This window comes from Nonomuraea sp. NPDC050451 (genome assembly GCF_044458585.1).
On the sequence record NZ_JBITHZ010000013.1, the window covers coordinates 97018 to 122107 of the forward strand.

The following is a 25090-nucleotide window of genomic DNA, read 5'->3' on the forward strand; positions in this document are numbered from 1 at the left end:
ACTCCACCTGCGGCGTAGGGCCTGCCGAATGTGGAGGCCGCGTCTACCCGTCAGTAAAACGGGCGTAAGGTAGGCGCCGACCAAGTCCCAAGGAGGCCCATGTCGATCACCCCTTGTGGCTTCGCGCGTACGCCGGAGAAGGGGCTGGCCCGCCTGCACTGGACGCACGACGGCTGGGCGGTGGAGGGCCAGCGCCCCGACGTGCCCGCGCTGCGCCCGCTGCGCGGTCTGGAGATCGAGTGGCCCGCCGCCGAGGTGCCCTTGGAGGGATTGCTGCGGCTGGCCGCCGCCGGGGTTCCGCTGACCGCCGGCCGCGCCGCGCCCTGGGTGCCCGGCGACCTCGCCGCGCTGCTCACCGACCGCGACTGGCTCGGCCACGCGGCCGACGGGACCGCGCGTTCGCTGGCCGACCTGCGGCGGGAGGAGCACAGCGTACGCCTGCGCCGCCTGGCGCACCGCGTCTCCAGGCCCTCGGTCAGCATCGTCATGTCGACCAAGCGGCCGGGGATGGTGGCGACGGCGCTGGCCCAGATGGGCCGGCAGCGGGACGTCGAGGCCGAGGTGCTGCTCGGGCTGCACGGGGTGAGCTTCGAGGAGGTGCGGGAGGCGGTCGAGTCGTGTTCGCTGCCCGTGAAATGGATCGAGGTCGCGCGGGAAGTCCCGTTCGGAGAGGTGCTCAACCGGGTAGCGGCTCTGGCACGCGGCGACTACCTGGTGAAGTGGGATGACGACGACTGGTACGGGCCGCGCCACCTGGGAGATCTGATCATGGCGCTGGCGTACTCGGGGGCCGACGTGGTGGGGACGACGGCCGAGTTCTTCTACCTGGAGCCGCTGCGGGCCACGGTGCGGCGGACGACTTTCGCGAGTGGGGCGGCGTATCCGAGCGAGGTGTGGGCCGATCATGTGGCGGGAGGGACGATCTTGATTTCTCGGAAGAAATTTCAGGAAATTGGGGGATTTCCTGGGCTTTCACGGGCGGTCGATCTCGAGTTTCTCAAAGCAGCGCAAAAGGTCGGCGCGCGCGTCTACCGCACCCACGGGCTGGGCTACGTCCTGCGCCGTGGGCTCCGCGACGAGCACACCTGGCAGCTGCCCCTCGCCCACTTCCTCAAGGTGGCCGCCAACCAGTGGCGCGGCTTCCGCCCGAGCCTGCTGATGGAAGCCGCATGACCACGGACGTCGCCGGTGCGGCCAGGGTGCGCGGCAACGACTACCGGACCCTCGAACCCCTCTCCGAAGACCTCACCCCCGAGCTCACGGTCAGCGTGGTCATCCCGGCCTACGGCGGGCAGGACAAGCTCGACCTGGTGCTCGCCGGGCTGGCCAGGCAGACGTACCCGGCGGAGCTGACCGAGGTCATCGTCGTCGACAACGGCAGCGCGCCCCCGCTGCGCCTGCCCGCCGTCCGCCCCGAGCGGACGCGCCTGATCGTCTGCGCGGAGCCGGGCCGGGCCAGCGCCCGCAACGCCGGGCTGGCCGAGGCCACCGGTGACGTGATCCACTGGCTCGACTCCGACGTGGTGCTCACCCCGGGCGCGATCGAGGCCCACATGCGCTGGCACCACGCCGCCCCCTACCTGGTCGTCACCGGCTACATCCGCTTCACCGACGCCGAGCTGCCCCGCGAGCTCCCCGACGACCTGGAGAGGCACTTCGAACCCGCGGCGCCGCACGCCTGGATCGTCGATCTCGTCGAGCGCACCAACGGCCTCACCGACAACCCCCAGCGCCCGTTCAGCCTGCACGTCGGAGGCGCGACCTCGGTCAACGCCCGGCTGATCGAGGCCGCCGGGCCGATGGACGACGAGCTGATCCTGGGCCAGGACACCGAGATGGGCTACCGGCTCGGCCAGGCGGGCGCCGTCTTCGTGCCGGAACCCTCGGCCCGCGCCTACCATCTCGGACCCACCATGCGGATGCGCGGCAAACAGCCGATCGACCGGGTGAGCCACGCGTTCGTGGCCGACCGCATCCCGGCCTACCGGTGGCTGCGCGGGCATCCCGGGCGGCAGTGGAAGGTGCCGTACGTCACCGTGGTGGTGGACGGCACGGCGGGCTACGACTCGGTGCGCGCGACGGTGGACGCGCTGCTCGCCGGCACATTGCCCGACCTGTCCGTGCTCGTCCTCGGGCCCTGGGACACCCTCGACCGCGACCGCCGCGCCCCCCTGAAGGACCCCGACCTCGACCTGGTGCTGGTCCAGGGCCACTATCGGCATGAAGGCCGGGTACGCCTGTCCGCCACGGAGTCCGTCGACCCGGCCGTGCCCTTCGTGCTGCGCCTGCCGCCCGGCTGGGTCCCGGGCGAGGACTCCCTCGCCCGCCTGCTCGACCTGGCCCGCGACGAGGGGCTCGGCCTGGTGAACGTGCTGCTCCACGAGTCGTCCCAGGGGGTCGTCGCGGCCCGCCTCGAACGCGCGTCCGCCTTCGCCCGGGCCCGCATCGTGGTGGCGCCGGGGGAGGACCTGGACGACGCGGTGGACTCGGTGTCGGGCGTCACCTGGGTGGAGGCGGAGACCTACGGCTTCACGACCGAGGCCGGGCCGCTGCTGGGGCGGCGCGGGGCGTACCGGGCGCGCCTGGAGGCGCAGGCCGAGGCGGCCCGGCTGGCCAAAGAGGCGGAGCGGCTGCGGGCGCAGGTGGCCAAGTGGCGGGACGAGGCGGGGCGCTGGCGCAAGTCGACCGTGGAGCTGCGGCGCGAGGTCGGCACGCTGCGCCGCCAGCTGGCCGCCGCCGGTCGCGTCCAGCAGAGCCTGCGGGTCCTGGTGTCCGCGACCATGAAACGCGCCTTACGCAAACGCCTGCGCGGCTGACCCGCCCTTCAGCGCCGGCCCACCGCCGGCGCGCCGCCCTTCACGGCGGCCACCGCCCCGATCACCGGACGCCCCTTTGCGCTCGCCCCGTCCCGCGCGCGCCGATCCGCCTGTGGAGCGGCGGGGTCAGTTGGGGCGGAGGGCCGACTTGAGGCGGCGCAGCAGCGTGTTCTCCGGCGGCACCGAGACGGTCACCGGCGCGGTGGCGGCCGGGGCCGGGGCCGGGATGGTGACCGGGTCGGGCTGGGCGGGAGCCGGCCAGTAGCGGTCCGGCGGCTCGTGGCGTACCCCGTGGGTGGTGGCGATGAGGTCGTCCACGTCGGCGCCCGGGTCGGCGAGCAGGACGGCGCGGCCGAGGGCGGAGGTGCGCTCCAGCCGGGCCGTGCGCCCGTCGGGCAGGTCGACGATCAGCACGCCGGTGAGATCCTTCTGCACCGACTCGATCATGCGCTCCAGCGTCGCCCGGTGCAGCGGCACGTCGACCGGCCCCCGGTAGCGGAACGGCGTGGGCGCGGGCGTGGGGGCGGCCTCGTCGATCAGGCGGATGCGTTCGTCGTGCGCGAACAGGTCACGCATCAGCCGCAGCTCGAAACACGGGTCCGACAGGACGGACCGGCGCCCGGAGCTCAGCCGCGACCACGGCCCCACCAGCGTCACCACCACGTCCTGCAGCTTGCCGTCCAGCGCCGCCGCCACCGCCTGCCGCACCACCGACTCGGAGGTGTCCGTGACGTCGAGCACGATCTCCACGTACGGCACCAGCCACCGCCGCCCCCGGTCCTTGCGCAGGTCCCTGCGCAGCGGGATCCGGTGCGCCAGGTACGGCTCCACGGCCCGCACGGCGCGTTCCCTGTCGCGGTGCTGCGCGGGCAGCCCCAGGTGCACGGCCTGCGCGTCCATGTCCGGGACGAACACCACGCCGTGCATGGCCAGCCGGTAGGAGAACTCGGTGTCCTCGCCCCGCGCCACGTTCGGGTCGAGACCGCCGACGGCGTGGAAGACCTCCCTGGGCAGGGCGAAGGTCGGCCCCGTGCACACGTGGTAGGGATTGCGGCTCTTGCGCAGCCCGTCGGTCTTGGCGATCGTCGCCTCGGTGGAGCTGGACACGGCACCGGCCAGGTCGAACAGCTCTCCCAGGTGGCCTGCCCGGAAGACCTGGCGCGGCGTGACCGGCGGCGCGTCCACGAACTTCTTCATCCCGATCGTGACGAGATAGTCCGTCACGTGGTGCCAGCGGGCCAGCGCCTCGATGTGCTCGCGACAGGCCACCATGTCGGCGTCGAGACGCTGGATGATCTCGCCGTCGGCGGCCTTGGCGCCGGTGTTGACGGCGTTGGAGATGCCCCAGCCGTCGCGCACCGGTACGACGCGGGTGTTGGCGGGGCGGATCTCGGGCAGCCGGATGGGAGGTTCGCTGCCGTCGTCGACGACGAGGACCTCCATGAGATGGTCCGGATACGTCTGCGCCGCCAGCGCCGCGAGTGTCAGGTCGAGCCGGTCCTGCCCGCCGTGAGCGGGTATCACCACACTCACGGAAAGGGCGGGTGACCAGGTGCCGAGCTCCGGCGCCGCGATCGGTGAATAGTCGTTCTGCCTCAAAGCAGGACGCGCGTCCATGGTGGTGACCCCCTGCCCCGAGACCTTATCGGGAGATGCTGAGAATTTCCTGAATAGCGCCCCTGTCCAATGGATGTGTCCGGGGGGTGGACGCGGATCCGCGGAGGGCTGCCGCACCCCGTACACTCTGTGCCCAACACCGCAGGTAGGGAGTCATCATGAGCAGGTCGTGGCGTGGCCTCATCGAGGAATACCGCGAGCGTCTTCCTGTCACTCCGAAGACGCCTGTCATCACGCTGCTCGAAGGCGGCACGCCGCTGGTCCCCGCGAACCGCCTGTCCGCGCTGACGGGGTGCGACGTCTACCTGAAGGTCGAGGGAGCCAACCCGACGGGCAGCTTCAAGGACCGCGGCATGACCATGGCCATCAGCAAGGCGGTCGAGGAGGGGGCCAAGGCGGTCATCTGCGCCTCCACCGGCAACACCTCGGCGTCGGCGGCGGCCTACGCCGTACGCGCCGGGCTGACCTGCGCCGTGCTGGTGCCACGGGGGAAGATCGCCATGGGCAAGCTGGCCCAGGCGCTCGTGCACGGCGCCACGCTGCTGCAGGTCGAGGGGTCGTTCGACGACTGTCTCGAGATGACCCGCAAGCTGTCGTCCAGCTACCCGATCGCGCTGGTCAACTCGGTCAACCCGTTCCGGCTGCAGGGCCAGAAGACGGCGGCGTTCGAGATCGTCGACACGCTGGGTGACGCCCCGGACATCCACTGCATCCCGGTGGGCAACGCGGGCAACATCTCGGCGTACTGGATGGGCTACCAGGAGTACGCGGCCGACGGCGTGTCGACCAAGCGGCCGCGCATGTTCGGCTTCCAGGCCAGCGGCGCCGCGCCGATCGTCCAGGGTGCGCCCGTCTCCCATCCGCACACGATCGCCACCGCCATCCGCATCGGCAATCCGGCCTCCTGGTCGCTGGCCACCGCGGCGCGCGACGAGTCGGGCGGCGTCATCCAGGCGGTGACCGACAGGCAGATCGCGGCGGCGTACAAGCTGCTGGCCCAGGAAGAGGGCGTGTTCGTGGAGCTGGCCTCGGCCGCCAGCGTCGCGGGGCTCCTGCAGGCCCACGCGCAGGGGCTCGTCGACCCGGGCCGGCGCATCGTCTGCACCGTCACCGGCAACGGGCTGAAGGACCCCGACTGGGCGATCTCGGGCGCGCCCGCGCCCGTCGTCATCCCCATCGACGTCCACGCCGCCGCGGCGGCGCTCAACCTCGCCTGACAGGGAGTTCATGTGCGGACCGTTGAGATTCGCGTGCCCGCCACCTCGGCGAACCTGGGTCCCGGGTTCGACGCGCTCGGGCTGGCGCTGAGCCTGTACGACGACGTCGAGGCCGCGCTCACCGACGAAGCCGGGGCTCGCGTCACCGTCGAGGGCGAGGGCGAGGGCGAGCTGGATCTCGGAGAGGGTCATCTGGTCGTCAAGGCGATGCGGGCGACGTTCGACCGCATGGGGGTCGCCCAGCCCAGCGGGATACGCCTGCACTGCCGTAACAGGATTCCGCACGCGCGCGGGCTGGGATCCTCGTCTGCCGCCCTTTGCGCGGGCATCCTGGCGGCCCGCGCTTTGGCTGAGGGCGAACAACTTTCTGAGCGCGGGCGATTTTCGGACGACGACGTTTTCGCGCTGGCCACCGAGATAGAGGGGCATCCCGACAACGTCGCCCCCTGCCTGGCCGGCGGTCTGACCGTGGCCTGGTACGACCACTCCGGGACGCCGCGTATGGTGAAACTGGCTCCTGACGAGCGCATCCGCCCGGTCGTGGTCGTTCCTACTGCCCGGCTGGCCACGGAGACCGCGCGGGGGCTGCTGCCGAAGGACGTGCCCCACAAGGACGCATCGTTCAACGCCGGCAGGGCTGCGCTGCTGATCGCGGCGCTGACCCAGCGACCGCAGTCGTGGCTGCTGCTCGCCGCCACCGAAGATCGACTCCATCAGCATTACCGCGCGCCTGCGATGCGGGAGAGCGCGAATCTGGTAGAACGTCTCCGTGCAGTGGGCGTGCCCGCGGTCGTTTCGGGAGCGGGTCCCACGGTTCTTGCGTTTTCGACATCGGATACGCAGGATTTGATCGCGCCAGAAGTGGGTAATGACTGGCACATCCAGCAAATGGACGTCGACCCGGTTGGTGCGAACGTTCAGGTTCCCGAGACACGCTGATGCCTCTTTAGACCTTCAGGGAATAGCCGTGTGCGCTGGTGATGTTAGGCTGATAGCCGCACCAGATGCCCCCTTGGTGGGTGCGTGCTTGTCAGCCACACATCGCTGCATCATGCTTCACGTCGCGAGGCGTGAGCAGCGCGGCTGTCTCCCCGGACTCCGTTGCCTCCGGTTGGCCCACACCCGGTTGGCTCGAAACGAGGCGGCGACGACGGGGACCTGCGCGTTCGAATCACATCGACATCTGGTTGGCGACAGCAATCTGGGGGGTGTCAGCCACGCGCCACGGCCCTGTGGCCGCTTGGACGAGCCCCTCCCCAAGAGTGGCGGCCGTCCACAGCGACAGCCGAAGATCGCAGAGTGCACCCCGACCCGGTCTGTCCCGCCGGATCGCAAGCACCTCCGGGACGCCCGGCAGAACGAAACCGGCGCCCGACCCCTGGGAAGGACCTTTTAGTTGAGCGACACCACCGAACTCCTCTCCGACGCATCAGGCGCTGAGCCGGCGTCCGGCGACACCCCCACCCGCGCACCGGCGAAGACCACCCGTGCGCGTCGCTCCGGCACCGGCCTGTCCGCCAAGGTGCTGCCCGAGCTGCAGAAGATGGCAGCGGAGCTGGGCATCAGCGGGACCGGGCGCATGCGGAAGAGCCAGCTCATCGCGGCCATCCAGGAGAAGCAGGGTGGCGGTTCCGGCGAGGCCGCACCGGCTTCCGCCCCGGCCGCCGAGGCGCCCGCCGCCGCGGCTGACGCGGCCCCGGCCGCCGAGCGGCCCACCCGTACGCGCAGGGAACGTTCCCGCGCCAAGACCGCCGAGGAGCCCGCGGCCCAGCCCGTCGCGCAGCCGGCGGAGCCCGTGGTCGCGGCCCCCGAGCCCGTCGCGGCCGCCGCGCCGGCGGAGCCGGTCGCGGAGCCGCAGGCCCAGGCCGTGGAGAGCGGCCAGAGCGAGACGCGCGCCGAGCGCGGCGAGAGCCGTCGCGAGCGCCGCAGCCGCGGTGAGCGCCGCGAGCGGGGCGACCGCTCCGGCAGCGACCGCGGTGAGGGCGGTCGTGCCGAGAGCAGCCGTGACGGCGGGCGTGAGAGCAGCCGCGACAGCAGCCGTGACAGTGGCCGCGACAGCAGCCGTGACAGCGGGCGCGACCTTGGACGTGACGGTGGCCGCGGCGAGCAGCGCGAGCGCGCCGCCGACGCGGGCCGGAGCGACCAGCGAGGTGACCAGCGCGGCGGCATGGACGACGACGACCGCGGCGGGCGCGGTCGCCGGGGCCGCTTCAGGGAGCGCAACCGCGGCCGCGGCCGTGACCGCTTCGAGGGCAGCGAGCCCGTCGTCGGCGACGACGACGTGCTCATCCCGATCGCCGGCATCCTCGACATCCTCGACAACTACGCGTTCGTCAGGACCAGCGGCTACCTGCCGGGCAGCAACGACGTCTACGTCTCGCTCGCCCAGATCCGCCGCAACGGCCTGCGCAAGGGCGACGTCATCACCGGCGCCGTCAGGCAGCCTCGCGACGGCGAGCGGCGCGAGAAGTTCAACGCCCTGGTCCGCCTCGACACCGTCAACGGCATGGACCCGGACCAGGCCCGCAACCGGCCTGACTTCAACAAGCTGACGCCGCTCTACCCGCAGGAGCGCCTGCGCCTCGAGACCGAGCCCAACATCCTCACCACGCGGATCATCGACCTCGTCTCGCCGATCGGCAAGGGCCAGCGCGGCCTCATCGTCTCGCCGCCCAAGGCCGGTAAGACGATGGTGCTGCAGTCCATCGCCAACGCGATCACCCGCAACAACCCCGAGTGCCACCTGATGGTCGTGCTCGTGGACGAGCGGCCCGAAGAGGTCACCGACATGCAGCGGTCGGTGAAGGGCGAGGTCATCCACTCGACCTTCGACCGTCCCGCCGAAGACCACACCACGGTCGCCGAGCTCGCCATCGAGCGGGCCAAGCGCCTGGTGGAGCTGGGCCACGACGTGGTCGTCCTGCTCGACTCGATCACCCGCCTCGGCCGCGCCTACAACCTGGCGGCCCCGGCGTCCGGGCGCATCCTGTCGGGTGGTGTCGACTCCACGGCGCTCTACCCGCCCAAGCGCTTCTTCGGCGCCGCCCGCAACATCGAGAACGGCGGCTCGCTGACGATCCTCGCCACGGCCCTGGTCGAGACCGGGTCCAAGATGGACGAGGTCATCTTCGAGGAGTTCAAGGGCACCGGCAACGCCGAGCTCAAGCTCAACCGCTCCCTGGCCGACAAGCGCATCTTCCCCGCGGTGGACGTGGACGCGTCCGGCACGCGTAAGGAAGAGATCCTCATGGGCAAGGACGAGCTCCAGATCGTCTGGAAGCTGCGCCGGGTGCTGCACGCGCTCGACATGCAGCAGGCGCTCGAGCTGCTCCTGGAGAAGATGAAGGAGACCAAGTCCAACGCGGAGTTCCTCCTGCAGGTCCAGAAGACCACGGTGAGCAACGACCGCGACTAGCGGCTCCCTGAGAGGGGCGGCATGGGGGTTCCCCGTGCCGCCCTTTTCGCGTCGGGGGCGTACCAGCTCGGTAGGTGGGGCTAGCCCCACCCGACGTCGGCTGCCATCCGGATTCACGGCGGCCTCTCCTGAGTGCAGTCTGAAGGCATGCGATCAGTCGCCTTGAAGGACCGGGTGCCGTTCGGGGCCAAGGGCCCGCTGGGGGTCGTGGTGGACCCGATGACGTGGCGGGCGGCGCCGTATCTGCTGATCACGGGGGTGACCGGGCTCGGCTGGTTCGTCGCGCTGTCCGTCGCCCTTCCCACGTCGCTCGCGCTGACCGTCGTCTGGGTGGGTGTGCCGCTGATGATGGCCACGGTGCTGATGTGGCGCGGCGGGGCGATGCTGGAGAGACGGCTGATGTACGCGGCGTTCGGCGTGAAGATCGCCGACCCGTACCAGGCCAGGCCGGAACGCGGGGTGGGCGCGCATCTCCGCTGGCTGCTGGGGGACGCGGCCACCTGGCAGGACCTGGGATACCTGCTGATGCTGCTCCCGCTCGGCCTGGTCGAGTCCGCCGTGTCCGTCGTGCTGTGGTTCACGGCGGTGACGCTGATCATCCAGCCCGTCCTGCTCTTGCTGTGGGTGATGGGGGATGTCTACACGGACCTGACCATCGACAGCGGGCCGGGCGCCTTCGTCGCCATGGTCTTCGGGGCGCTGCTGTTCGTGCTCGCGGCGTACCTCGTACGCGGGATGGCCTGGTTGCACGGCACGCTGGCGACGGTGCTGCTCGGCGGCAGCCAGGAGGAGCGGCTGCGGGCCAGCAGGGCCAGGGGCGTCGACGCGGCAGAGGCGGAGCGGCGCCGGATCGAGCGCGATCTCCACGACGGCGCGCAGCAACGGCTGCTGTCGGTGGCGGTGGACCTGGGGCGGGCGCAGTCGAAGTTCGACAGCGAGCCCGAGGAGGCCAGAATGCTCATCGCGCAGGCCCACGCGGGCACCAAGGCCGCCATCGCCGAGCTGCGCAACCTTGCCAGGGGGATCCACCCGGCCATCCTGAGCGACCGCGGCCTGGACGCGGCGCTGTCGGGGCTGGCCGCGCGGGCTCCCATCCGCGTGGACGTCTCCGTCGAGCTGCGGGAGCGGCCGCCCGCCGCGGTCGAGAGCATCGCGTACTTCATCGTGGCCGAGACCCTGACCAACATGGCCAAGCACTCCGGCGCCACCGAGGCGTCGGTGACGGTGATCAGGGACCATCGGGGCGTGGTCGTGGACGTGTGGGACAACGGCATCGGCGGGGCCCTCGTCTGCCCGGGCGGCGGCCTGTCGGGGCTGGCCGACCGGGCGGCCACCATCGACGGCGTGCTCGTCCTGCACAGCCCCGTGGGCGGGCCCACCATCGTGCGTGCGGAGCTGCCTTGCGAGTGGTAGTCATGTGGCCATGCGCGTGGTCATCGCCGAGGATTCCGTACTTTTGCGCGAGGGGCTCGCGCGCCTGCTCGCCGACGGCGGCATCGAGACCGTCGCGGCCGTCTCGGACGGGCCCGCGCTGGTGTCCGCCGTCCTTGAGCACGAGCCCGACCTGGCCATCGTCGACGTACGCATGCCGCCGAGCCACACCGACGAGGGCCTGCGGGCGGCGCTGCAGGTGCGCGTGGCCAGGCCGGACTTCCCGATCCTGGTCCTGTCGCAGTACGTCGAGGAGCGCTACGCCGGCGACCTCATCGGCAAGGCGGTCGGCTACCTGCTGAAGGAGCGGGTGGCGGACGTGGCCGAGTTCCTGGAGGCGGTGCGGCAGGTGGCGGCGGGCGGCACGATCATCGATCCCGAGGTCGTCGTGCAGTTGTTGAGCCGCCAGCGCCGCGGCGCCCCGCTCGACTCGCTGTCCCCCCGCGAGCGCGAGGTGCTGGCGCTGATGGCCGAGGGCCGCTCCAACACCGCCATCGCCGCCCGGCTGGTCGTCACGGAAGGCGCGGTGGAGAAGCACATTTCCGGCATCTTCGCCAAGCTGGCTCTGGGGCCGGCGCCCGAGGATCATCGCCGTGTGCTGGCCGTACTCACCTATCTGGGCCGCTGACGGGAATGCGCGATGGCCTGGGATGGTTGGACGATCTGGCACACTGGTAGCTGACCATTTAGCGGTTCCGGTTCACGCCGTGCGTGAAGGCGACCCGGCGGCCGCACCCCGAAAGGACAGCGATGAAGCGCGACATTCACCCTGACTACAACGTGACGCAGGTGAGCTGCTCCTGCGGCAACACGTTCACCACCCGTAGCACCGCCAAGAACGGCGTCATCCACGCCGACGTGTGCTCTGCCTGCCACCCGTTCTACACCGGCAAGCAGAAGATCCTCGACACCGGCGGCCGGGTGGCCCGCTTCGAGAAGCGCTTCGGCAAGAAGGCCACGGGCAAGTAGCTTCACCGACGCCGGCCCGGACGCACGCGCGTGCGCTGGGCCGGCGTTGCTGGTGTAGGCCCCCAAGACTGGCCCCAAGACTAAGGACACACGGTGAATCTCGACGAGTTGCTCAAGGAGTATTCCGAGCTGGAGCTGCAGCTCGCCGATCCCGCCGTGCACGCTGACCAGAACAAGGCCCGCACCCTCGGCAGGCGCTACTCGCAGCTCACGCCGATCATCACGACCTACCGCGAGCTCGACTCGACGCGTGACGACCTGACCGCCGCCAAGGAGCTGGCCGGTGAGGACGAGGCGTTCGCGGCCGAGGCGGTCGAGCTGGAGGAGCGCATCCCCCAGCTCGAGGAGAAGCTCAGGCACCTGCTCATCCCGCGCGATCCCAACGATGACAAGGACATCATCATGGAGATCAAGGCGGGCGAGGGCGGCGAGGAGTCCGCGCTGTTCGCGGGCGACCTGCTGCGGATGTACCTGAGATACGCCGAGCGGCTCGGCTGGAAGACCGAGGTCATCGACAGCCAGCCTTCTGACCTCGGCGGATACAAAGACGTCACCGTCGGTATCAAGGCCAAGGGCGACGAGGGCGTGTGGTCCAGGCTCAAGTACGAGGGCGGCGTCCACCGCGTGCAGCGGGTGCCCGTCACCGAGTCGCAGGGCCGCATCCACACCAGCGCCGCGGGCGTGCTCGTCTACCCCGAGGCCGAGGACGTCGACGTCCAGATCGACCCCAACGACCTGCGCATCGACGTCTACCGCTCCAGCGGCCCCGGCGGCCAGAGCGTCAACACCACCGACTCGGCGGTCCGCATCACCCACCTGCCCACCGGCGTGGTCGTCTCCTGCCAGAACGAGAAGAGCCAGCTCCAGAACAAGGAGTCGGCCCTGCGCATCCTGCGGGCCCGGCTGCTGGCCATCGCGCAGGAGCAGGCCGAGGCCGCCGCGCAGGCCGAGCGCAAGTCGCAGGTCCGCACGGTCGACCGCTCCGAGCGCGTACGCACCTACAACTTCCCGGAAAACCGCATCTCCGACCACCGGGTCGGCTTCAAGGCGTATAACCTCGACCAAGTTCTCGACGGTGAGCTCACCGCCGTCACCCAGGCCCTCATCGACGCCGAGATGGCGGAGAAGCTCGCACAACACTCATGACATTTCTGCTGGACGAGATCGCCCTCGCCACCGCCCGGCTGGCCGAGGCAGGTGTTCCCTCACCGCGCACCGACGCTGAGGAGATCGCGGCGTTCGTCCACGGCGTGCGCAGGAGCGAGCTCCACACGGTCAAGGACTCCGACTTCGACGCGCTGTTCTGGGAGGGCGTGGCCAGGCGCGAGGCCCGCGAGCCGCTGCAGCACATCACCGGCCACGCCTACTTCCGCTACCTCGAACTGTCGGTCGGGCCCGGCGTGTTCGTGCCGCGGCCCGAGACCGAGGTGGTGGCGGGCTGGGCCATCGAGACGCTGCGCGCGATGGACGTGACCGCCCCGCTCGTCGTCGATCTCGGCACCGGCTCGGGCGCGATCGCGCTGTCGATCGCCCAGGAGGTGGCCTTGGCCGAGGTCCACGCCGTGGAGGTCGATCCCGGGGCGTACACGTGGGCCAAGCGCAACATCTCCGAGCTCGGCCAGGGCCGCACCCACCTGCACCCCGAAGACCTGGCCGAGGCGCTGCCCGAGCTCAACGGCAAGGTCGACCTGGTCATCTCCAACCCGCCCTACATCCCGCCCGGCGCGATCCCGCGCGACCCCGAGGTGCGCGACTACGACCCCTCCAGGGCGCTGTACGGCTCCGGCGAGGACGGGCTCGGCGAGGTGCGCGCGGTCGAGCGCACGGCCCGCCGCCTGCTGCGGCCCGGCGGCTGGGTGGTCGTCGAGCACGCCGACCAGCAGGGCCGGTCGGTCTATCTGACGTTCCCCGAGGACAACGGCTGGCGCGACGTGCGCCTTCGCCAGGACCTCACCAGAAGGGACCGCTTCGTCACGGCCCGGCTGGGCCAGGACTAGGATCCATGCGAGCGAGGTGACAGGACCGATGGCCAGACGTTTTGACTGCTCCGACCTGGAGCAGCGGACCGTGGGCGTGATGGAGGCCGCGGCCGCCGTGCGGCGCGGCGAGCTCGTGGTGCTGCCGACCGACACCGTCTACGGCATCGGCGCCGACGCGTTCACGCCGGCGGCGGTCACGGCACTGCTCGACGCCAAGGGCCGGGGCCGCGAGATGCCGCCGCCCGTGCTCGTGGGCACCGTCAGAGCCGCCACAGCGCTCATAGACGACCTGGGGCCGTACGGGCAGGACCTGATAGACGCCTTCTGGCCCGGGCCGCTCACGCTCGTCTGCAAGGCCAACAGGGCCCTTTCCTGGGACCTGGGGGAGACCAAGGGCACGGTGGCCGTCCGCATGCCGCTCCACCCGGTCGCGCTCGATCTGCTCAAGGAGACCGGCCCCATGGCCGTCTCCAGCGCCAACCGCTCCGGCGCCCCCGCCGCCACCACGGCGGAGGAGGCCGAGGAGCAGCTCGGCGATTCGGTCGAGGTCTATCTCGACGGTGGCAAGACCACCGACAACACGCCCTCCACCATGCTCGACCTCACCACCGCCGTGCCCCGGCTGCTGCGGCGCGGGGCCATCCCGGTGGAGAAGCTCCGGGGCATCATCGGATACGTCGCCACCGACGACTGACGTATACCGTCTGCTTATCCCGGCTGCGATCGCGCTCCGGCCGACATTACGGTGAGGCCCGGAGCGGCGATTACGTCCGGGAGTGGCCCATGGGCAAGTTCGACGGCATGGATCCCAAGCTGGTCCGTGACCTGCTGACCGAGGTGAAACACGCGGCCACGCAGATGCGTACGGTCGAGGACCAGGTCAGGGCCGCCATGCACCGTGCCGGGCTGTCCACCCAGACCACCCACCGCCCCGCCCAGGTGGCGGACGCCGTCGACGCGATGGTCAAGGACGTCAACGTCCGGCTGGGGGTGCTGGAGAAGCGCGTCGACCCGCCTCGGATGGGGGCGGGGGCTACTGAGGACGACGATCCCAAGGAGGTGCGGGGGGATCGGGACAAGTACGACAACCCACGGGCCGACGAGCCACCATCGAAGGACGACGACCCGAAGTCGGATTCGGACGGGAAGACGGGCGCTGACGGCAAGTCGGACTCGGACGGGAAGACGGGCGCTGACGGCAAGTCGGACTCGGACGGCAAGACGGGCGCTGACGGCAAGTCGGACTCGGACGGCAAGACGGGCGCTGACGGCAAGTCGGACTCGGACGGCAAGAGCGGCGCTGACGGCAAGTCGGATTCCGACGGCAAGAGCGGCGCTGACGGCAAGTCGGATTCCGACGGCAAGAGCGGCGCTGACGGCAAGTCGGATTCCGACGGCAAGACCGGCGCTGACGGCAAGTCGGATTCCGACGGGAAAACCGGCGCTGACGGGAAAACGGGCTCCGATGCCGATGGGAAGGCATGCGACGGCGCCAAGGACACCGGGATCGGCCAGGACGCCGGAAGCGACGGCAGGACCGGCGATCAGCCCGTCGATCAGCCCGTCGACCAGCCCAAGGACGACGATGTGGGCAGCAGGCGCGATCGCGGCGCGGAGGCGGACGGCGGCGCTGTCAACCCCCCGGCCAACGACCAGCAGGACCCGACCAAGCCGCACATCGTGGAAGTGGACGGCGTAAAGGTCCTCCAGATACCCATCGACCCGCCCACGGCCGAGCAGCTGGAAGACCTCCTCGAGAACGCCGACAAGGTGCAACCGGCAGAAATGCCGAAGGTTCCCGCCGACAGCACCACCGCCGCGAACGTCAACACCTGGGCGAACGACGGCAGCGACGTGGTCTCCGCCGACACCACTCCGCCCAACCTGGACGCGCTGAAGACGGTGGTGGGGCACCACCGGGAAATCCCGCCGCTGGACATGCCGGGATTAGCGGACACTTCCGGCTACGACACCACTCCCACGGACGGCACCACTGCCACCGCAGGCGCGAACGACGCCTGCACGTCTGGCGGCACGGACGCCACACCCGGCGGCACGGACGCCAGGCAGGGTGGCACGGATACGACGCCTGGAGGTACGGACGCCAGGCAGGGTGGCACGGATACGACGCCTGGAGGTACGGACGCCAGGCAGGGCGGTTCGCACACCACGCCTGGAGGCACCGACACCACGCCGGGTGCCAAGGACACGACGCCGGACCAGCCCTCAGGCGGTGACGCAGGCCAACGGACGGGCAGCGACCAGCCGACGGGCGACCGAGGGGCCGACGACCAAGGCCGAGGTGCGGGCGATCAGGGCACCTACGGCCAAGGCGATCAGGGAACCCGCGACCAGGGCCGAGGTGCGGGCGATCAGGGCACCTACGGTCAGGACGACCAGGGGACCCGCGACCAGGGCAAGGGGACTCGCGACCAGGGTGGTCAAGGGGCGGGCGACCAGCGAGGCCATGGGGCAGGGGACCAGGGTGGCCAAGGCGGCCAAGGTGGCCAGGGCGACCAAGGCGGCCAGGGCGGTCAGGGTCAATGCGACCAAGGCGGTCAGGGTGGTCAGGGTGGTCAGGGTGGTGGCCAGGGCGGCCAGGGCGGTCAGGGCGGTCAAGGGGCGGGGGAGCAGGGCGGTCAAGGGAGGGGCGATAGGCCGGCGACCGGGGATCAGGGGACGCGGGGTCAAGGGACGCCCGTTGCGATCCCGCCGACCAACCCGTCGGTTCAGGTGCAGATCGCATACGGGACGGAAGCCGCTTACCCCGCCGCGTCGGACGTCAACGCCTGGGCGAACGACGGCAGCGATGTCGTTTCCGTCGACGTCCCCCCGCCCAGCCTGGACGCCCTGCGGACGGTCGTGGAGCACCACCGCGAGATCCAGCCCCTCGACATGCCCTCCGTAGAGGTTCCCCCGGGCGAGTACGGCAAGGGTGAATGGGCGCCCAGGGACATCCGGCCCGACGGCCCGCCCGGCGACGTCGATCCCGGTACGCCGGAAAGGAGCGCGTGATGTACGTCGACCCGCCGGCGCCCCGGCCCAGGGAGCGCGACGAGACACCGCCCGCCGCCCCCTCAGGGGCCCTGGACAGCCCTCAGAGGGCCTGGGAGTTCAACCCCGACTATCAACGCCTGGTGCTGGCCTGGAACACCGTGCTGCCGCAGCTGGAGACGCTCAGGACGGCACTGGACAAGGCGTACGGCCTGGCCAAGAGCCCTCAGACGTGGGACGCGCCGGTGGGCGAGCGCTATGTCCAGGACATCCGCGAATGGCGTACCAGGCTGGCCGTCTACCGCCACTCCGTGCTGACCGCCATCAGCGACGAGGCAGCGGACACGCCCAGGTGGATCCCGACGACGGCCAACGCGCCACACGCGTTCCAGTAGCCCGGCTGAGGTCCATCGCCCCGCGACACCGCCGTACTCCGGCTGAGGTCTTTTGAGGGGAAGTAGCCGGGCGGTCCCTGGAGGGAAAGCGGCCCGGGGTGACGCTTGAGGCGGCAGGGGAGAGTGCCGCTTAGTGGCGCAGTGGCGCGAATCCGCTTGAGGGAGGGCCGGGGAAGACGTGGCTTGAGGGAGTGGCGGGGGCCGTTTCAGGGAGGCCGGCTTGGAGACCGCGACGTGGAAGGTTGCGCGAGGGGCGGCTTGGAGGGGGCGGGCTGGGGGCAGTTTTGGAGCGCGGCCTGAGGGGCGGCTTGGAGAGGGCGACGTGGAGGGCGGCGCGAGGGGCCGGCTTGGGGGTGGCCTGAGGGGCGGCTTGAAGCGTGGCCTGAGGGGCGGCTTGGAGCGCGGCCTGAGGGGCGGCTTGGAGGGGCGGTCTCCCGCCGGTAGCCACCGAGCCGCCCCTAAGACCGCCCCTTCGGTGGCTTGGAGGGCGGTTGGTGGGGAGTCGGGGAGGGGCTGGTTGAGGGGGCGAGGGGGTGTGGCTGGGAGAAACGGACATTAGGTCGTACAGTGGGGAAATGGGTGGGGAACCCTACTACGGTCCCGACTTCGGGTTGCTGCAGAGGCAGGACCCGGAGCTCGCACAGGTGCTGCTCGACGAGCTGGAGCGAGTGCGCGGCGGGATCCAGTTGATCGCGAGTGAGAACTTCACCTCACCAGCCGTCCTGGCCGCCCTCGGTTCCACCCTCACCAACAAGTACGCCGAGGGCTACCCCGGACGGCGCTACTACGGCGGCTGCGAGGTGGTGGACCGGGCCGAACGGCTGGCGATAGAGCGGGCGCGCGAGCTGTTCGGGGCGGAGCACGCCAACGTGCAGCCCCATTCCGGCGCCTCCGCGAACCTGGCCGCCTACGCCGCGCTCCTGCAACCCGGCGACACCATGCTGGCCATGGCGCTGCCGCACGGCGGCCATCTCACCCACGGCTCCAAGGTGAATTTCTCGGGAAGATGGTTCGACGTCGTGTCGTACGGAGTGCGGCGTGACACCGAACTCATCGACTACGACGAAGTCAGGGATCTGGCCCTGCGGCATCAGCCGAAGCTCATCGTGTGCGGCGCCACGGCGTACCCCAGGCTGATCGATTTCTCGGTCTTCCGCGGCATCGCGGACGAGGTGGGCGCATGGTTGATGGCCGACGTGGCGCATCCGATCGGGTTGATGGCCGGCGGCGCGATCCCGTCGGCGGTGCCGTACGCGGACGTCGTGACATTCACCACTCACAAGGCGCTGCGCGGGCCGCGCGGCGGGGCCATCCTGTGCACGGAGGAGCTGGCCGGGAAGATCGACCGGGCGGTGTTCCCGTTCATCCAGGGCGGGCCGTTGATGCACGTGGTGGCGGCCAAGGCGGTGGCGTTCGCGGAGGCGATGCGCCCGGAGTTCGCCGAATACGCCAGGCAGGTGGTCGCGAACGCGCAGGCGCTGACGGAGGAGCTGGCCGGGCAGGGGATGCGGCCCGTTTCGGGCGGTACGGACACCCATCTGGCGCTGATCGACCTGCGGGATCTCAACGTGTCGGGCGCCGAGGCCGAGCGCAGGTGCGCGGCGGCCGGCATCACGCTCAACCGGAACGTGATCCCGTACGACCCCGAGCCCCCGTCGATCACGTCGGGGATCCGCGTCGGCACGCCGTGCGTGACCACCCAGGGCATGGGGCCCCAGGAATTGAAGGAGGTCGGGACATTGGTGACCCGGGCGGTACGACATCCGGCCGGCGCTGGGGAGGTCCGGGAACGGATCTCGGCGCTTCTGGCCATCCATCAGCCATATCTCAGCGAATATTAAGCTGGTCTGTGTCGTTTTCCGGTCCCAGCGGGCCGGAGGATCCGGGAAACTAGGTCCGTGCGCGAATACCTGTTCATGGCGCTCATCGCCGCGGCGGTGACCTATCTGCTGGTCCCGTTGGTGCGCCGCTTCGCCATCCGCATCGGCGCCATGCCGGAGATTCGCGATCGCGACGTGCACACCACACCCACGCCCAGGCTGGGCGGCCTGGCCATGTACGGCGGGCTGGTCGTGGGCCTGCTGCTGGCCGGCCAGATGACCCATTCGGGCGAGGCCCTGGCGGGCACGGGCGCCAATCCGGTGCCCGCGCTGATCATCGCGGGCGGGCTCATCACCTTCACCGGCTTCCTCGACGACTGGTGGGGCATGGACGCCCTCATCAAGCTCGCCGGCCAGATCGCGGCGGCGGGGGTGCTGGTCTTCTTCGGCATGCGGCTGACCTCGATCCCGCTGCCGGAGAGCTGGGGCGGCTCGACCAGCCTCGACTACACGCTCAGCACGATCATCACCATCCTGGTCGTGGTCGTGACGATCAACGCGGTCAACTTCGTCGACGGGCTCGACGGCCTGGCCGCCGGGATCGTGTGCATCGCGGGCATGGCCACCTGGGCCTACTCGATCATCATCAGCCAGGACATCACCGGCAGCAACATCACCGCGACGGCCGCCATCGCCGCCGTCCTCATCGGCGCCTGCCTGGGCTTCCTGCCGCACAACTTCCACCCGGCGAAGATCTTCATGGGCGACACGGGCGCCATGCTGATCGGGCTCGTGCTCGCATCCTCCATCGTCACGGTGACGCCGGTCGACACCTCGGCCATCGTGGAGATGAACAAGTTCCCCGTGCTGCTGCCGCTGCTCGTCCCCGCGGCGGTGCTGGTCCTGCCGCTCATGGACCTGATCACCGCCGTCGTGCGGCGCACGTCGCAGGGCCTGTCGCCGTTCGCGCCCGACCGCGGTCACCTGCACCACCGGCTGATGGACATCGGCCACTCGCACCGGCGTTCGGTGCTCATCATGTACGCCTGGACGTTCCTGTTCTCGTTCGGCATCGTCGGCATGTCCAGGGTCGGCGTGCCCGTCCTGCTCTTCCCCGCGGTCATCGTGCTCGCCCTGGCCGTCCTGGTGCTGATGGCCCTGCCGCGCTGGCGGGGCAGGGGCGGGGCGCACGCGGCGCCGCGCGACAACAACCCCGACGACGACGGGCCTCCCACCGGGCCGATGCCGCCGATCCTGCCCGAAGATCCCCAGGTCAGGAGACAGGCGCCGCCGTCGGACGGCGCTCGCGCGAGCGCTGAGGGCAAACCGGTCATTCCAGCCTTTCCGAGCCGTTCTTGATCGCGAACTAGAAACGGCAGGTAAAAGCGGTCTTCTGTGAGCTTGTGATATCTTTCACGAGCAGGGACTCCAGACCCACCGGTTCTGGAGGTAGCAAACGCTCGCTTGATAACTTGTTGATGGAGCACCGATGCAGGCCAACGACGTGCGCGTACTCAAGAGCGCCGCGATTCCGACCTTCGCGGTTGGGGTGGTCGCCGTGGCTGTGTCGCTCCTGACGATTGGCGGCAAGGGAGCGCTGGGAGCCGCGATCGGCACCTTGCTCGTCGGGGTTTTCTTCAGCGTCAGCGTGGTAGCGGTGTCCTATGCCGCTCGGGTCTCTCCCCAGATGATGGCGATCGCGGCCATGGTCAGCTATCTCGTCAAGGTCGTCGCCATCATGGTCGTGCTGGCCTCGTTCCGCGACACCACGGTCTGGAACACCCAGGCGTTCGCCTGGACCGTCGTGGTCTGCACCCTTGTCTGGACCGGTTTTGAAGTACGTGCCTTCATGAAGACCAAGATCCTCTATGTCGACCCCGAAGCCGGGGTCCCGGGGAAGGGCGATTCATGACGGCAGGTAAAACGGGCGGGGTCCGATATGACTAGTCCGCTACTTGCCTGCTATCGTCAAGGCCGCGATGAGCGCACAGGAACGCCGACCCGAAAAGGACGGTCGCGACTTCGCCGATGCCATGTGGTCAGTCCCGAGCTACTTGATCGCCGGGATGGCCATCTACGGAGGCGCCGGCTGGTTGCTGGACCGGTGGTTGGACATGTCCGCGTTCTTCCCCATAGGCATCGTCCTGGGGCTGGTGCTCGGTGGCTACCTGGCATACCGGAAGTTCGGTCGCTAGCCCATACGGCAGTAGATCGCTTCGCTGAGGAAAACCCTTGTGATCCACACTACGACGTTGAAGGGAACGCCGCGTGATTGCGCTGACGGTCCTCGCTCCTCCTGAAGACCAGTTCCGGGCCCCAACGCCTGACGAGCTGTTCAACTCCTTTACCCCGATCATTCCCGGGGTCGACTGGTTCACCAAGCCGGTTCTCCTCGCCATCCTCAGCGCGGTCCTGGTGATCGGCTTCTGCTGGGCCGCCTTCGCCAACCCCAAGATCGTCCCGAGGGGTGTGCAGAACGTCGCCGAGTACGGCTACATGTTCGTCCGCGACCAGGTCGCCCGGCCCTTCCTGGGCAAGGACGCCGACCGGTGGATGGGCCTGCTGCTGACGCTGTTCTTCCTGGTCTTCATCTGGAACATCATGGGCGTCATCCCGATTCTCCAGTTCCCGGTGGCCTCGCACATCGCCTTCCCGATCGTCCTCGCGGGCTCGATCTACGTGCTCAAGGTCTATCTGGGCATGAAGCACCAGGGCCCGATCGGCTACTTCAAGAACCTGATGTTCCCGCCGGGACTGCCCAAGCCGATCTACCTGCTGCTCTCGCCGATCGAGTTCCTGTCGAACCTGATCATCGCGCCATTCACGCACGCGGTCCGACTCTTCGCGAACATGTTCGCCGGTCACATGCTGCTGGCCTTCTTCAGCATGGTCGGCTTCTGGTTCCTGTTCGAGAAGCTGACGCCGCTCGGCGCCGGGGTGGGCGTGATCGGCGTGGTCATGACCATCATCTTCACGGCCTTCGAGATGTTCATCCAGTTCCTGCAGGCGTTCCTCTTCGCGATGCTGGCCTCGATGTACATCGGCGGCTCCCTGCACGCAGAGCACTGAGATCCACGTACCGGAATATCCATGACCGGTGAGACTCCGCTTCACCGGCCGTCCAGTAAAGGAATACAGCAATGAGCGTTCTCGCTGAGGTCTCCGGCAACGTCACCGCCATCGGTTACGGTCTCGCCGCCATCGGCCCCGGCATCGGCGTCGGCATCATCTTCGGTCAGGGCGTGCAGGCCATCGCGCGCCAGCCCGAGGCTTACGGCCTGATTCGCCAGAACATGCTCCTCGGCTTCGTTCTCACCGAGGCCCTCGCCCTGCTCGGTCTGGTCGCGCCGTTCATCTTCGCGAACATCTAAGGCCAGAAGAAACCCCTGACGAAAGGCTGCAACCATGACTAAGGCAGCTACGCTCCTCGCGGCGGAGGAGGGCGCTAACCCGCTCCTTCCGCACACTTTCGAGCTCGTCGTCGGCATCTTCTCGTTCCTCGTCGTCCTCGTCGTCGTCGGCAAGATCCTCGTCCCGCGTATCCAGAAGACGCTGGGCGAGCGGACCGACGCCATCGAGGGTGGCATCAAGAGAGCCGAGGAGGCCCAGGCCGAGGCGCAGGCCCTGCAGCAGCAGTACCGCGACCAGCTGGCCGAGGCCAGGCACGAGGCGGCCCGGCTGCGCGAGGAAGCTCGCGAGCAGGCCGCGCAGATCAAGGTCGAGCTCCGTGAGGAGGCGCAGGCCGAGGCCCGCCGCCTCGTCGAGGCCGCGCACGCGCAGATCGAGGCGGACCGCCAGGCGGCCTTCGCCCAGCTCCGCACCGAGATCGGCCGCCTGTCGACCGAGCTGGCCGGCCGCATCGTCGGCGAGTCCCTCGAGGACGAGGCCCGGCAGAGCCGCATCGTCGACCGGTTCCTCGACGAGCTCGAGTCCACGCCGCAGGCGGTGCGCTAATGAGAGGTCTGAGCAGGACGTCGCTGGCAGAGGTCGAGGAGCGGTTCAACGCGGTCGCCGGCAGTGCCGACCTCGGTGCGCTCTCCGACGAGCTGTTCGCGATCGCGGATCTGCTCGACCGCGAACACGGCCTGCGCCGGGCGCTGTCCGACCCGGCCAGGCCCGGCGAGCAGAAGGCGGCCACCGTGCGCGCGCTGCTCGCGGGCAAGGTCAGCGAGGCCGCGATCGCCACGACCGAGGCCGCGGTCTCGGTCCGGTGGTCGCGGGCCGGTGACCTGGCCGACGCGATCGAACGGCTCGGCGTCGTCGCCGCGGCCGCGGAGGCGGAGAGCCAGTCCAGGCTCGACGACGTGGAGGACGAGCTCTTCCGCTTCGGCCGCATCGTCGCCGCCAACCCCGACCTGCGCCGCGCGCTCGCCGACCAGGCCGCGCCGGAGGCGGGCAAGGAGCAGCTGCTCGGCGACCTGCTCGGCGGGAAGGTCGCTCCGACCAGCCTGCGCCTGCTCAAGCAGGTCGCAGTGCATCCGCGTGGGCGTAGCCTGGAGACGGGCCTGGAGGAGTTCATCCAGCTCGTGGCCCAGCAGCGCCAGCGCCTCGTGGCGGTGGTACGTAGCGCGGTCGAGCTGACCGAGGCCCAGAAGCAGCGCCTCACGGCGTGGTTGAGCGCCTCCTACGGCCGTGACGTGCACCTGAACGTCGAGGTGGACAAGCGAGTGCTCGGTGGGTTCTCGGTCCGCATCGGCGACGAGATCATCGACACCACCATTGTGGGACGAATCGAAGAAGTCCGCCGCCGGTTGGCCGGCTAGGCGAATAGGGAGACAGAGTAGAGATGGCGGAGCTTACGATCCGGCCGGACGAGATCCGGGACGCGCTTGAGCGCTTCGTCCAGGCGTACGAACCGGAAGGCGCCGCGCGCGAGGAGATCGGGACCGTCGTCGACGCCGGCGACGGCATTGCCCATGTCTCCGGCCTTCCCTCGGCGATGGCGAACGAACTGCTCGAGTTCGAGGACGGCACGCGCGGCCTGGCGCTTAACCTCGACACCCGCGAGATCGGTGTCGTTATCCTGGGCGACTTCAGCAAGATCGAGGAAGGCCAGACGGTCCGCCGGACGGGCGAGGTCCTGTCCGTGCCCGTCGGCGACAACTTCCTCGGCCGCGTGGTCGACCCCCTGGGCATCCCGCTCGACGGCAAGGGCGCCATCGAGGCCGAGGCCGTTCGCGCCCTCGAGCTTCAGGCGCCCACCGTCGTCCAGCGGCAGCCCGTGAAGGAGTCGCTGGCGACCGGCATCAAGGCGATCGACGCCATGACCGCGATCGGCCGTGGTCAGCGCCAGCTGATCATCGGTGACCGCGGCACCGGCAAGACCGCGATCGCCGTCGACACCATCCTCAACCAGCGCGAGAACTGGGCCTCCGGCGACCCCGCCAAGCAGGTCCGCTGCGTCTACGTCGCGGTCGGCCAGAAGGGTTCGACCATCGCGCAGGTGCGCGCCCGGCTGGAGGAGGCCGGCGCGATGGAGTACACCACCATCGTCGCCGCCCCGGCCTCCGACCCCGCTGGTTACAAGTACATCGCGCCCTACGCCGGCTCGGCGATCGGTCAGCACTGGATGTACCAGGGCAAGCACGTCCTGATCGTCTTCGACGACCTGACCAAGCAGGCGGACGCGTACCGCGCCGTCTCCCTGCTGCTGCGCCGCCCGCCGGGCCGTGAGGCCTTCCCCGGCGACGTCTTCTACCTCCACTCCCGTCTGCTGGAGCGCTGCGCCAAGCTCTCCGACGACATGGGCGGTGGCTCCATGACCGGCCTGCCGGTCATCGAGACCAAGGGCAACGACGTCTCGGCGTTCATCCCGACCAACGTCATCTCCATCACCGACGGCCAGGTCTTCCTCGAGACCGACCTGTTCAACGCCGGTGTGCGGCCCGCCATCAACGTCGGCGTCTCGGTGTCCCGAGTCGGCGGCTCCGCGCAGGCCAAGGCCATGCGCAAGGTCGCGGGCACGCTGCGTCTGTCGCTGTCGCAGTACCGTGACCTGGAGGCCTTCGCGGCCTTCGCCTCCGACCTGGACGCCGCGTCCAAGGCTCAGCTGGAGCGCGGTCAGCGGCTGGTCGAGCTGCTCAAGCAGCCCCAGTACAGCCCGTTCTCGCTGGAGCGCGAGGTGGCCTCGATCTGGGCCGGCACCACGGGCGAGCTGGACGACGTGCCGATCGAGGACGTCCGTCGCTTCGAGTCGGAGTTCCTGGACTACATCCAGTCCTCGCACAAGGGCATCTTCGACACCATCCGTGAGACCAGGGACCTGGCCGACGACACGGTGACCGCTCTGAAGGACGCTGTCACGGACTTCAAGAAGGGCTTCACCACCTCTTCGGGCGAGCTGCTGGTCAAGGACGAGCCGGTGGCGCCGCTGGGTGCCGAAGAGGTCGGCCAGGAGAAGATCAAGAAGGTCGTCCGTCCGGCGGAGAAGAAGTAGG

The 25090-nt window shown here is 69.8% G+C and carries 23 protein-coding genes; 22 read left to right on the top strand and 1 reads right to left on the bottom strand.

The window, feature by feature from the left end; translation table 11 throughout:
• Nucleotides 1–99 precede the first annotated feature (99 nt).
• Nucleotides 100–1173, top strand: coding sequence for a glycosyltransferase family 2 protein (locus tag ACIBI9_RS33975; protein WP_397228099.1), 1074 nt, complete (start codon nucleotides 100–102; stop codon nucleotides 1171–1173).
• Complete coding sequence (locus ACIBI9_RS33980; protein ID WP_397228101.1) at nucleotides 1170–2816, top strand: glycosyltransferase; 1647 nt, start codon at nucleotides 1170–1172, stop codon at nucleotides 2814–2816. Before ACIBI9_RS33975 ends, ACIBI9_RS33980 begins: the two co-directional genes overlap by 4 nt.
• Nucleotides 2817–2942: 126 nt before the next feature.
• Here ACIBI9_RS33980 and ACIBI9_RS33985 read toward each other — a convergent pair whose 3' ends face one another.
• The gene (locus ACIBI9_RS33985) at nucleotides 2943–4433 is read right to left on the bottom strand and encodes a glycosyltransferase (RefSeq protein WP_397228103.1); all 1491 of its coding nucleotides are present in this window, start codon (nucleotides 4431–4433) and stop codon (nucleotides 2943–2945) included.
• A 158-nt stretch (nucleotides 4434–4591) separates the two neighbouring features.
• Here ACIBI9_RS33985 and thrC point away from each other — a divergent pair, with 158 nt between their 5' ends.
• From thrC to atpA, 20 genes are all read left to right on the top strand, one after another.
• Complete coding sequence (thrC, locus tag ACIBI9_RS33990) at nucleotides 4592–5650, top strand: threonine synthase (RefSeq protein WP_364244741.1); 1059 nt, start codon at nucleotides 4592–4594, stop codon at nucleotides 5648–5650.
• Between the two features lie 12 nt (nucleotides 5651–5662).
• Nucleotides 5663–6589, top strand: a complete 927-nt coding sequence (thrB, locus tag ACIBI9_RS33995) for a homoserine kinase (RefSeq protein ID WP_397228105.1) — start codon at nucleotides 5663–5665, stop codon at nucleotides 6587–6589.
• A gap of 457 nt (nucleotides 6590–7046) precedes the next feature.
• A complete protein-coding gene (gene rho / locus ACIBI9_RS34000) occupies nucleotides 7047–9065 on the top strand; it encodes a transcription termination factor Rho (protein ID WP_397228107.1) in 2019 nt (672 codons plus the stop codon).
• Between the two features lie 147 nt (nucleotides 9066–9212).
• Nucleotides 9213–10478 carry a sensor histidine kinase gene (locus ACIBI9_RS34005; RefSeq protein ID WP_397228109.1) on the top strand — a complete coding sequence of 422 codons (1266 nt, stop codon included), beginning with the start codon at nucleotides 9213–9215 and terminating at the stop codon, nucleotides 10476–10478.
• A gap of 10 nt (nucleotides 10479–10488) precedes the next feature.
• Nucleotides 10489–11124 (top strand): response regulator, encoded by a 636-nt coding sequence (locus ACIBI9_RS34010; protein ID WP_397228111.1) that lies wholly within the window; start codon nucleotides 10489–10491, stop codon nucleotides 11122–11124.
• 122 nt (nucleotides 11125–11246) lie between these two features.
• Nucleotides 11247–11465 carry a 50S ribosomal protein L31 gene (rpmE, locus tag ACIBI9_RS34015; protein ID WP_106248153.1) on the top strand — a complete coding sequence of 73 codons (219 nt, stop codon included), beginning with the start codon at nucleotides 11247–11249 and terminating at the stop codon, nucleotides 11463–11465.
• Nucleotides 11466–11558: 93 nt separating this feature from the next.
• Nucleotides 11559–12611 (top strand): peptide chain release factor 1, encoded by a 1053-nt coding sequence (gene prfA, locus ACIBI9_RS34020; protein ID WP_397228113.1) that lies wholly within the window; start codon nucleotides 11559–11561, stop codon nucleotides 12609–12611.
• On the top strand, nucleotides 12608–13462 hold the full coding sequence (prmC, locus tag ACIBI9_RS34025) for a peptide chain release factor N(5)-glutamine methyltransferase (RefSeq protein WP_397228115.1): 855 nt from the start codon (nucleotides 12608–12610) through the stop codon (nucleotides 13460–13462). Before prfA ends, prmC begins: the two co-directional genes overlap by 4 nt.
• A 28-nt stretch (nucleotides 13463–13490) precedes the next feature.
• Nucleotides 13491–14138, top strand: a complete 648-nt coding sequence (locus ACIBI9_RS34030) for an L-threonylcarbamoyladenylate synthase (RefSeq protein WP_397228117.1) — start codon at nucleotides 13491–13493, stop codon at nucleotides 14136–14138.
• 89 nt (nucleotides 14139–14227) lie between these two features.
• Nucleotides 14228–16459 carry a hypothetical protein gene (locus tag ACIBI9_RS34035; protein WP_397228119.1) on the top strand — a complete coding sequence of 744 codons (2232 nt, stop codon included), beginning with the start codon at nucleotides 14228–14230 and terminating at the stop codon, nucleotides 16457–16459.
• Nucleotides 16459–16833, top strand: coding sequence for a hypothetical protein (locus tag ACIBI9_RS34040; protein ID WP_357727531.1), 375 nt, complete (start codon nucleotides 16459–16461; stop codon nucleotides 16831–16833). Before ACIBI9_RS34035 ends, ACIBI9_RS34040 begins: the two co-directional genes overlap by 1 nt.
• A gap of 575 nt (nucleotides 16834–17408) precedes the next feature.
• Nucleotides 17409–18674 carry a serine hydroxymethyltransferase gene (gene glyA / locus ACIBI9_RS34045; protein WP_397228121.1) on the top strand — a complete coding sequence of 422 codons (1266 nt, stop codon included), beginning with the start codon at nucleotides 17409–17411 and terminating at the stop codon, nucleotides 18672–18674.
• Nucleotides 18675–18731: 57 nt separating this feature from the next.
• Entirely contained in the window at nucleotides 18732–20012 is a 1281-nt protein-coding gene (locus ACIBI9_RS34050) for a glycosyltransferase family 4 protein (protein WP_397228123.1), read from the top strand.
• 130 nt (nucleotides 20013–20142) lie between these two features.
• Nucleotides 20143–20565: a hypothetical protein gene (locus ACIBI9_RS34055; protein ID WP_397228125.1), complete on the top strand. Its 423-nt coding sequence runs from the start codon at nucleotides 20143–20145 to the stop codon at nucleotides 20563–20565.
• A 67-nt stretch (nucleotides 20566–20632) separates the two neighbouring features.
• Entirely contained in the window at nucleotides 20633–20848 is a 216-nt protein-coding gene (locus tag ACIBI9_RS34060) for an AtpZ/AtpI family protein (protein WP_350730017.1), read from the top strand.
• A gap of 73 nt (nucleotides 20849–20921) precedes the next feature.
• The gene (gene atpB / locus ACIBI9_RS34065; protein WP_350730018.1) at nucleotides 20922–21722 is read left to right on the top strand and encodes a F0F1 ATP synthase subunit A; all 801 of its coding nucleotides are present in this window, start codon (nucleotides 20922–20924) and stop codon (nucleotides 21720–21722) included.
• A 71-nt stretch (nucleotides 21723–21793) separates the two neighbouring features.
• A complete protein-coding gene (gene atpE / locus ACIBI9_RS34070; RefSeq protein WP_344876161.1) occupies nucleotides 21794–22024 on the top strand; it encodes an ATP synthase F0 subunit C in 231 nt (76 codons plus the stop codon).
• Between the two features lie 34 nt (nucleotides 22025–22058).
• Nucleotides 22059–22607, top strand: a complete 549-nt coding sequence (locus ACIBI9_RS34075; protein WP_397228128.1) for a F0F1 ATP synthase subunit B — start codon at nucleotides 22059–22061, stop codon at nucleotides 22605–22607.
• Entirely contained in the window at nucleotides 22607–23416 is an 810-nt protein-coding gene (locus tag ACIBI9_RS34080) for a F0F1 ATP synthase subunit delta (RefSeq protein ID WP_397228130.1), read from the top strand. Before ACIBI9_RS34075 ends, ACIBI9_RS34080 begins: the two co-directional genes overlap by 1 nt.
• Before the next feature lie 23 nt (nucleotides 23417–23439).
• On the top strand, nucleotides 23440–25089 hold the full coding sequence (gene atpA / locus ACIBI9_RS34085) for a F0F1 ATP synthase subunit alpha (protein WP_397228132.1): 1650 nt from the start codon (nucleotides 23440–23442) through the stop codon (nucleotides 25087–25089).
• Nucleotide 25090: the final 1 nt, after the last annotated feature.

Bases quoted from the DNA above. Each gene is read 5' to 3' on its own strand.
- ACIBI9_RS33975 (WP_397228099.1), top strand. From the start codon at position 100: ATGTCGATCACCCCTTGTGGCTTCGCGCGTACGCCGGAGAAGGGGCTG.
- ACIBI9_RS33980 (WP_397228101.1), top strand. From the start codon at position 1,170: ATGACCACGGACGTCGCCGGTGCGGCCAGGGTGCGCGGCAACGACTAC.
- ACIBI9_RS33985 (WP_397228103.1), bottom strand. From the start codon at position 4,433: ATGGACGCGCGTCCTGCTTTGAGGCAGAACGACTATTCACCGATCGCG.
- thrC (WP_364244741.1), top strand. From the start codon at position 4,592: ATGAGCAGGTCGTGGCGTGGCCTCATCGAGGAATACCGCGAGCGTCTT.
- ACIBI9_RS34005 (WP_397228109.1), top strand. From the start codon at position 9,213: ATGCGATCAGTCGCCTTGAAGGACCGGGTGCCGTTCGGGGCCAAGGGC.
- ACIBI9_RS34010 (WP_397228111.1), top strand. From the start codon at position 10,489: ATGCGCGTGGTCATCGCCGAGGATTCCGTACTTTTGCGCGAGGGGCTC.
- rpmE (WP_106248153.1), top strand. From the start codon at position 11,247: ATGAAGCGCGACATTCACCCTGACTACAACGTGACGCAGGTGAGCTGC.
- prmC (WP_397228115.1), top strand. From the start codon at position 12,608: ATGACATTTCTGCTGGACGAGATCGCCCTCGCCACCGCCCGGCTGGCC.
- ACIBI9_RS34030 (WP_397228117.1), top strand. From the start codon at position 13,491: ATGGCCAGACGTTTTGACTGCTCCGACCTGGAGCAGCGGACCGTGGGC.
- ACIBI9_RS34035 (WP_397228119.1), top strand. From the start codon at position 14,228: ATGGGCAAGTTCGACGGCATGGATCCCAAGCTGGTCCGTGACCTGCTG.
- ACIBI9_RS34040 (WP_357727531.1), top strand. From the start codon at position 16,459: ATGTACGTCGACCCGCCGGCGCCCCGGCCCAGGGAGCGCGACGAGACA.
- glyA (WP_397228121.1), top strand. From the start codon at position 17,409: ATGGGTGGGGAACCCTACTACGGTCCCGACTTCGGGTTGCTGCAGAGG.
- ACIBI9_RS34055 (WP_397228125.1), top strand. From the start codon at position 20,143: ATGCAGGCCAACGACGTGCGCGTACTCAAGAGCGCCGCGATTCCGACC.
- ACIBI9_RS34060 (WP_350730017.1), top strand. From the start codon at position 20,633: ATGAGCGCACAGGAACGCCGACCCGAAAAGGACGGTCGCGACTTCGCC.
- atpE (WP_344876161.1), top strand. From the start codon at position 21,794: ATGAGCGTTCTCGCTGAGGTCTCCGGCAACGTCACCGCCATCGGTTAC.
- ACIBI9_RS34075 (WP_397228128.1), top strand. From the start codon at position 22,059: ATGACTAAGGCAGCTACGCTCCTCGCGGCGGAGGAGGGCGCTAACCCG.
- ACIBI9_RS34080 (WP_397228130.1), top strand. From the start codon at position 22,607: ATGAGAGGTCTGAGCAGGACGTCGCTGGCAGAGGTCGAGGAGCGGTTC.
- atpA (WP_397228132.1), top strand. From the start codon at position 23,440: ATGGCGGAGCTTACGATCCGGCCGGACGAGATCCGGGACGCGCTTGAG.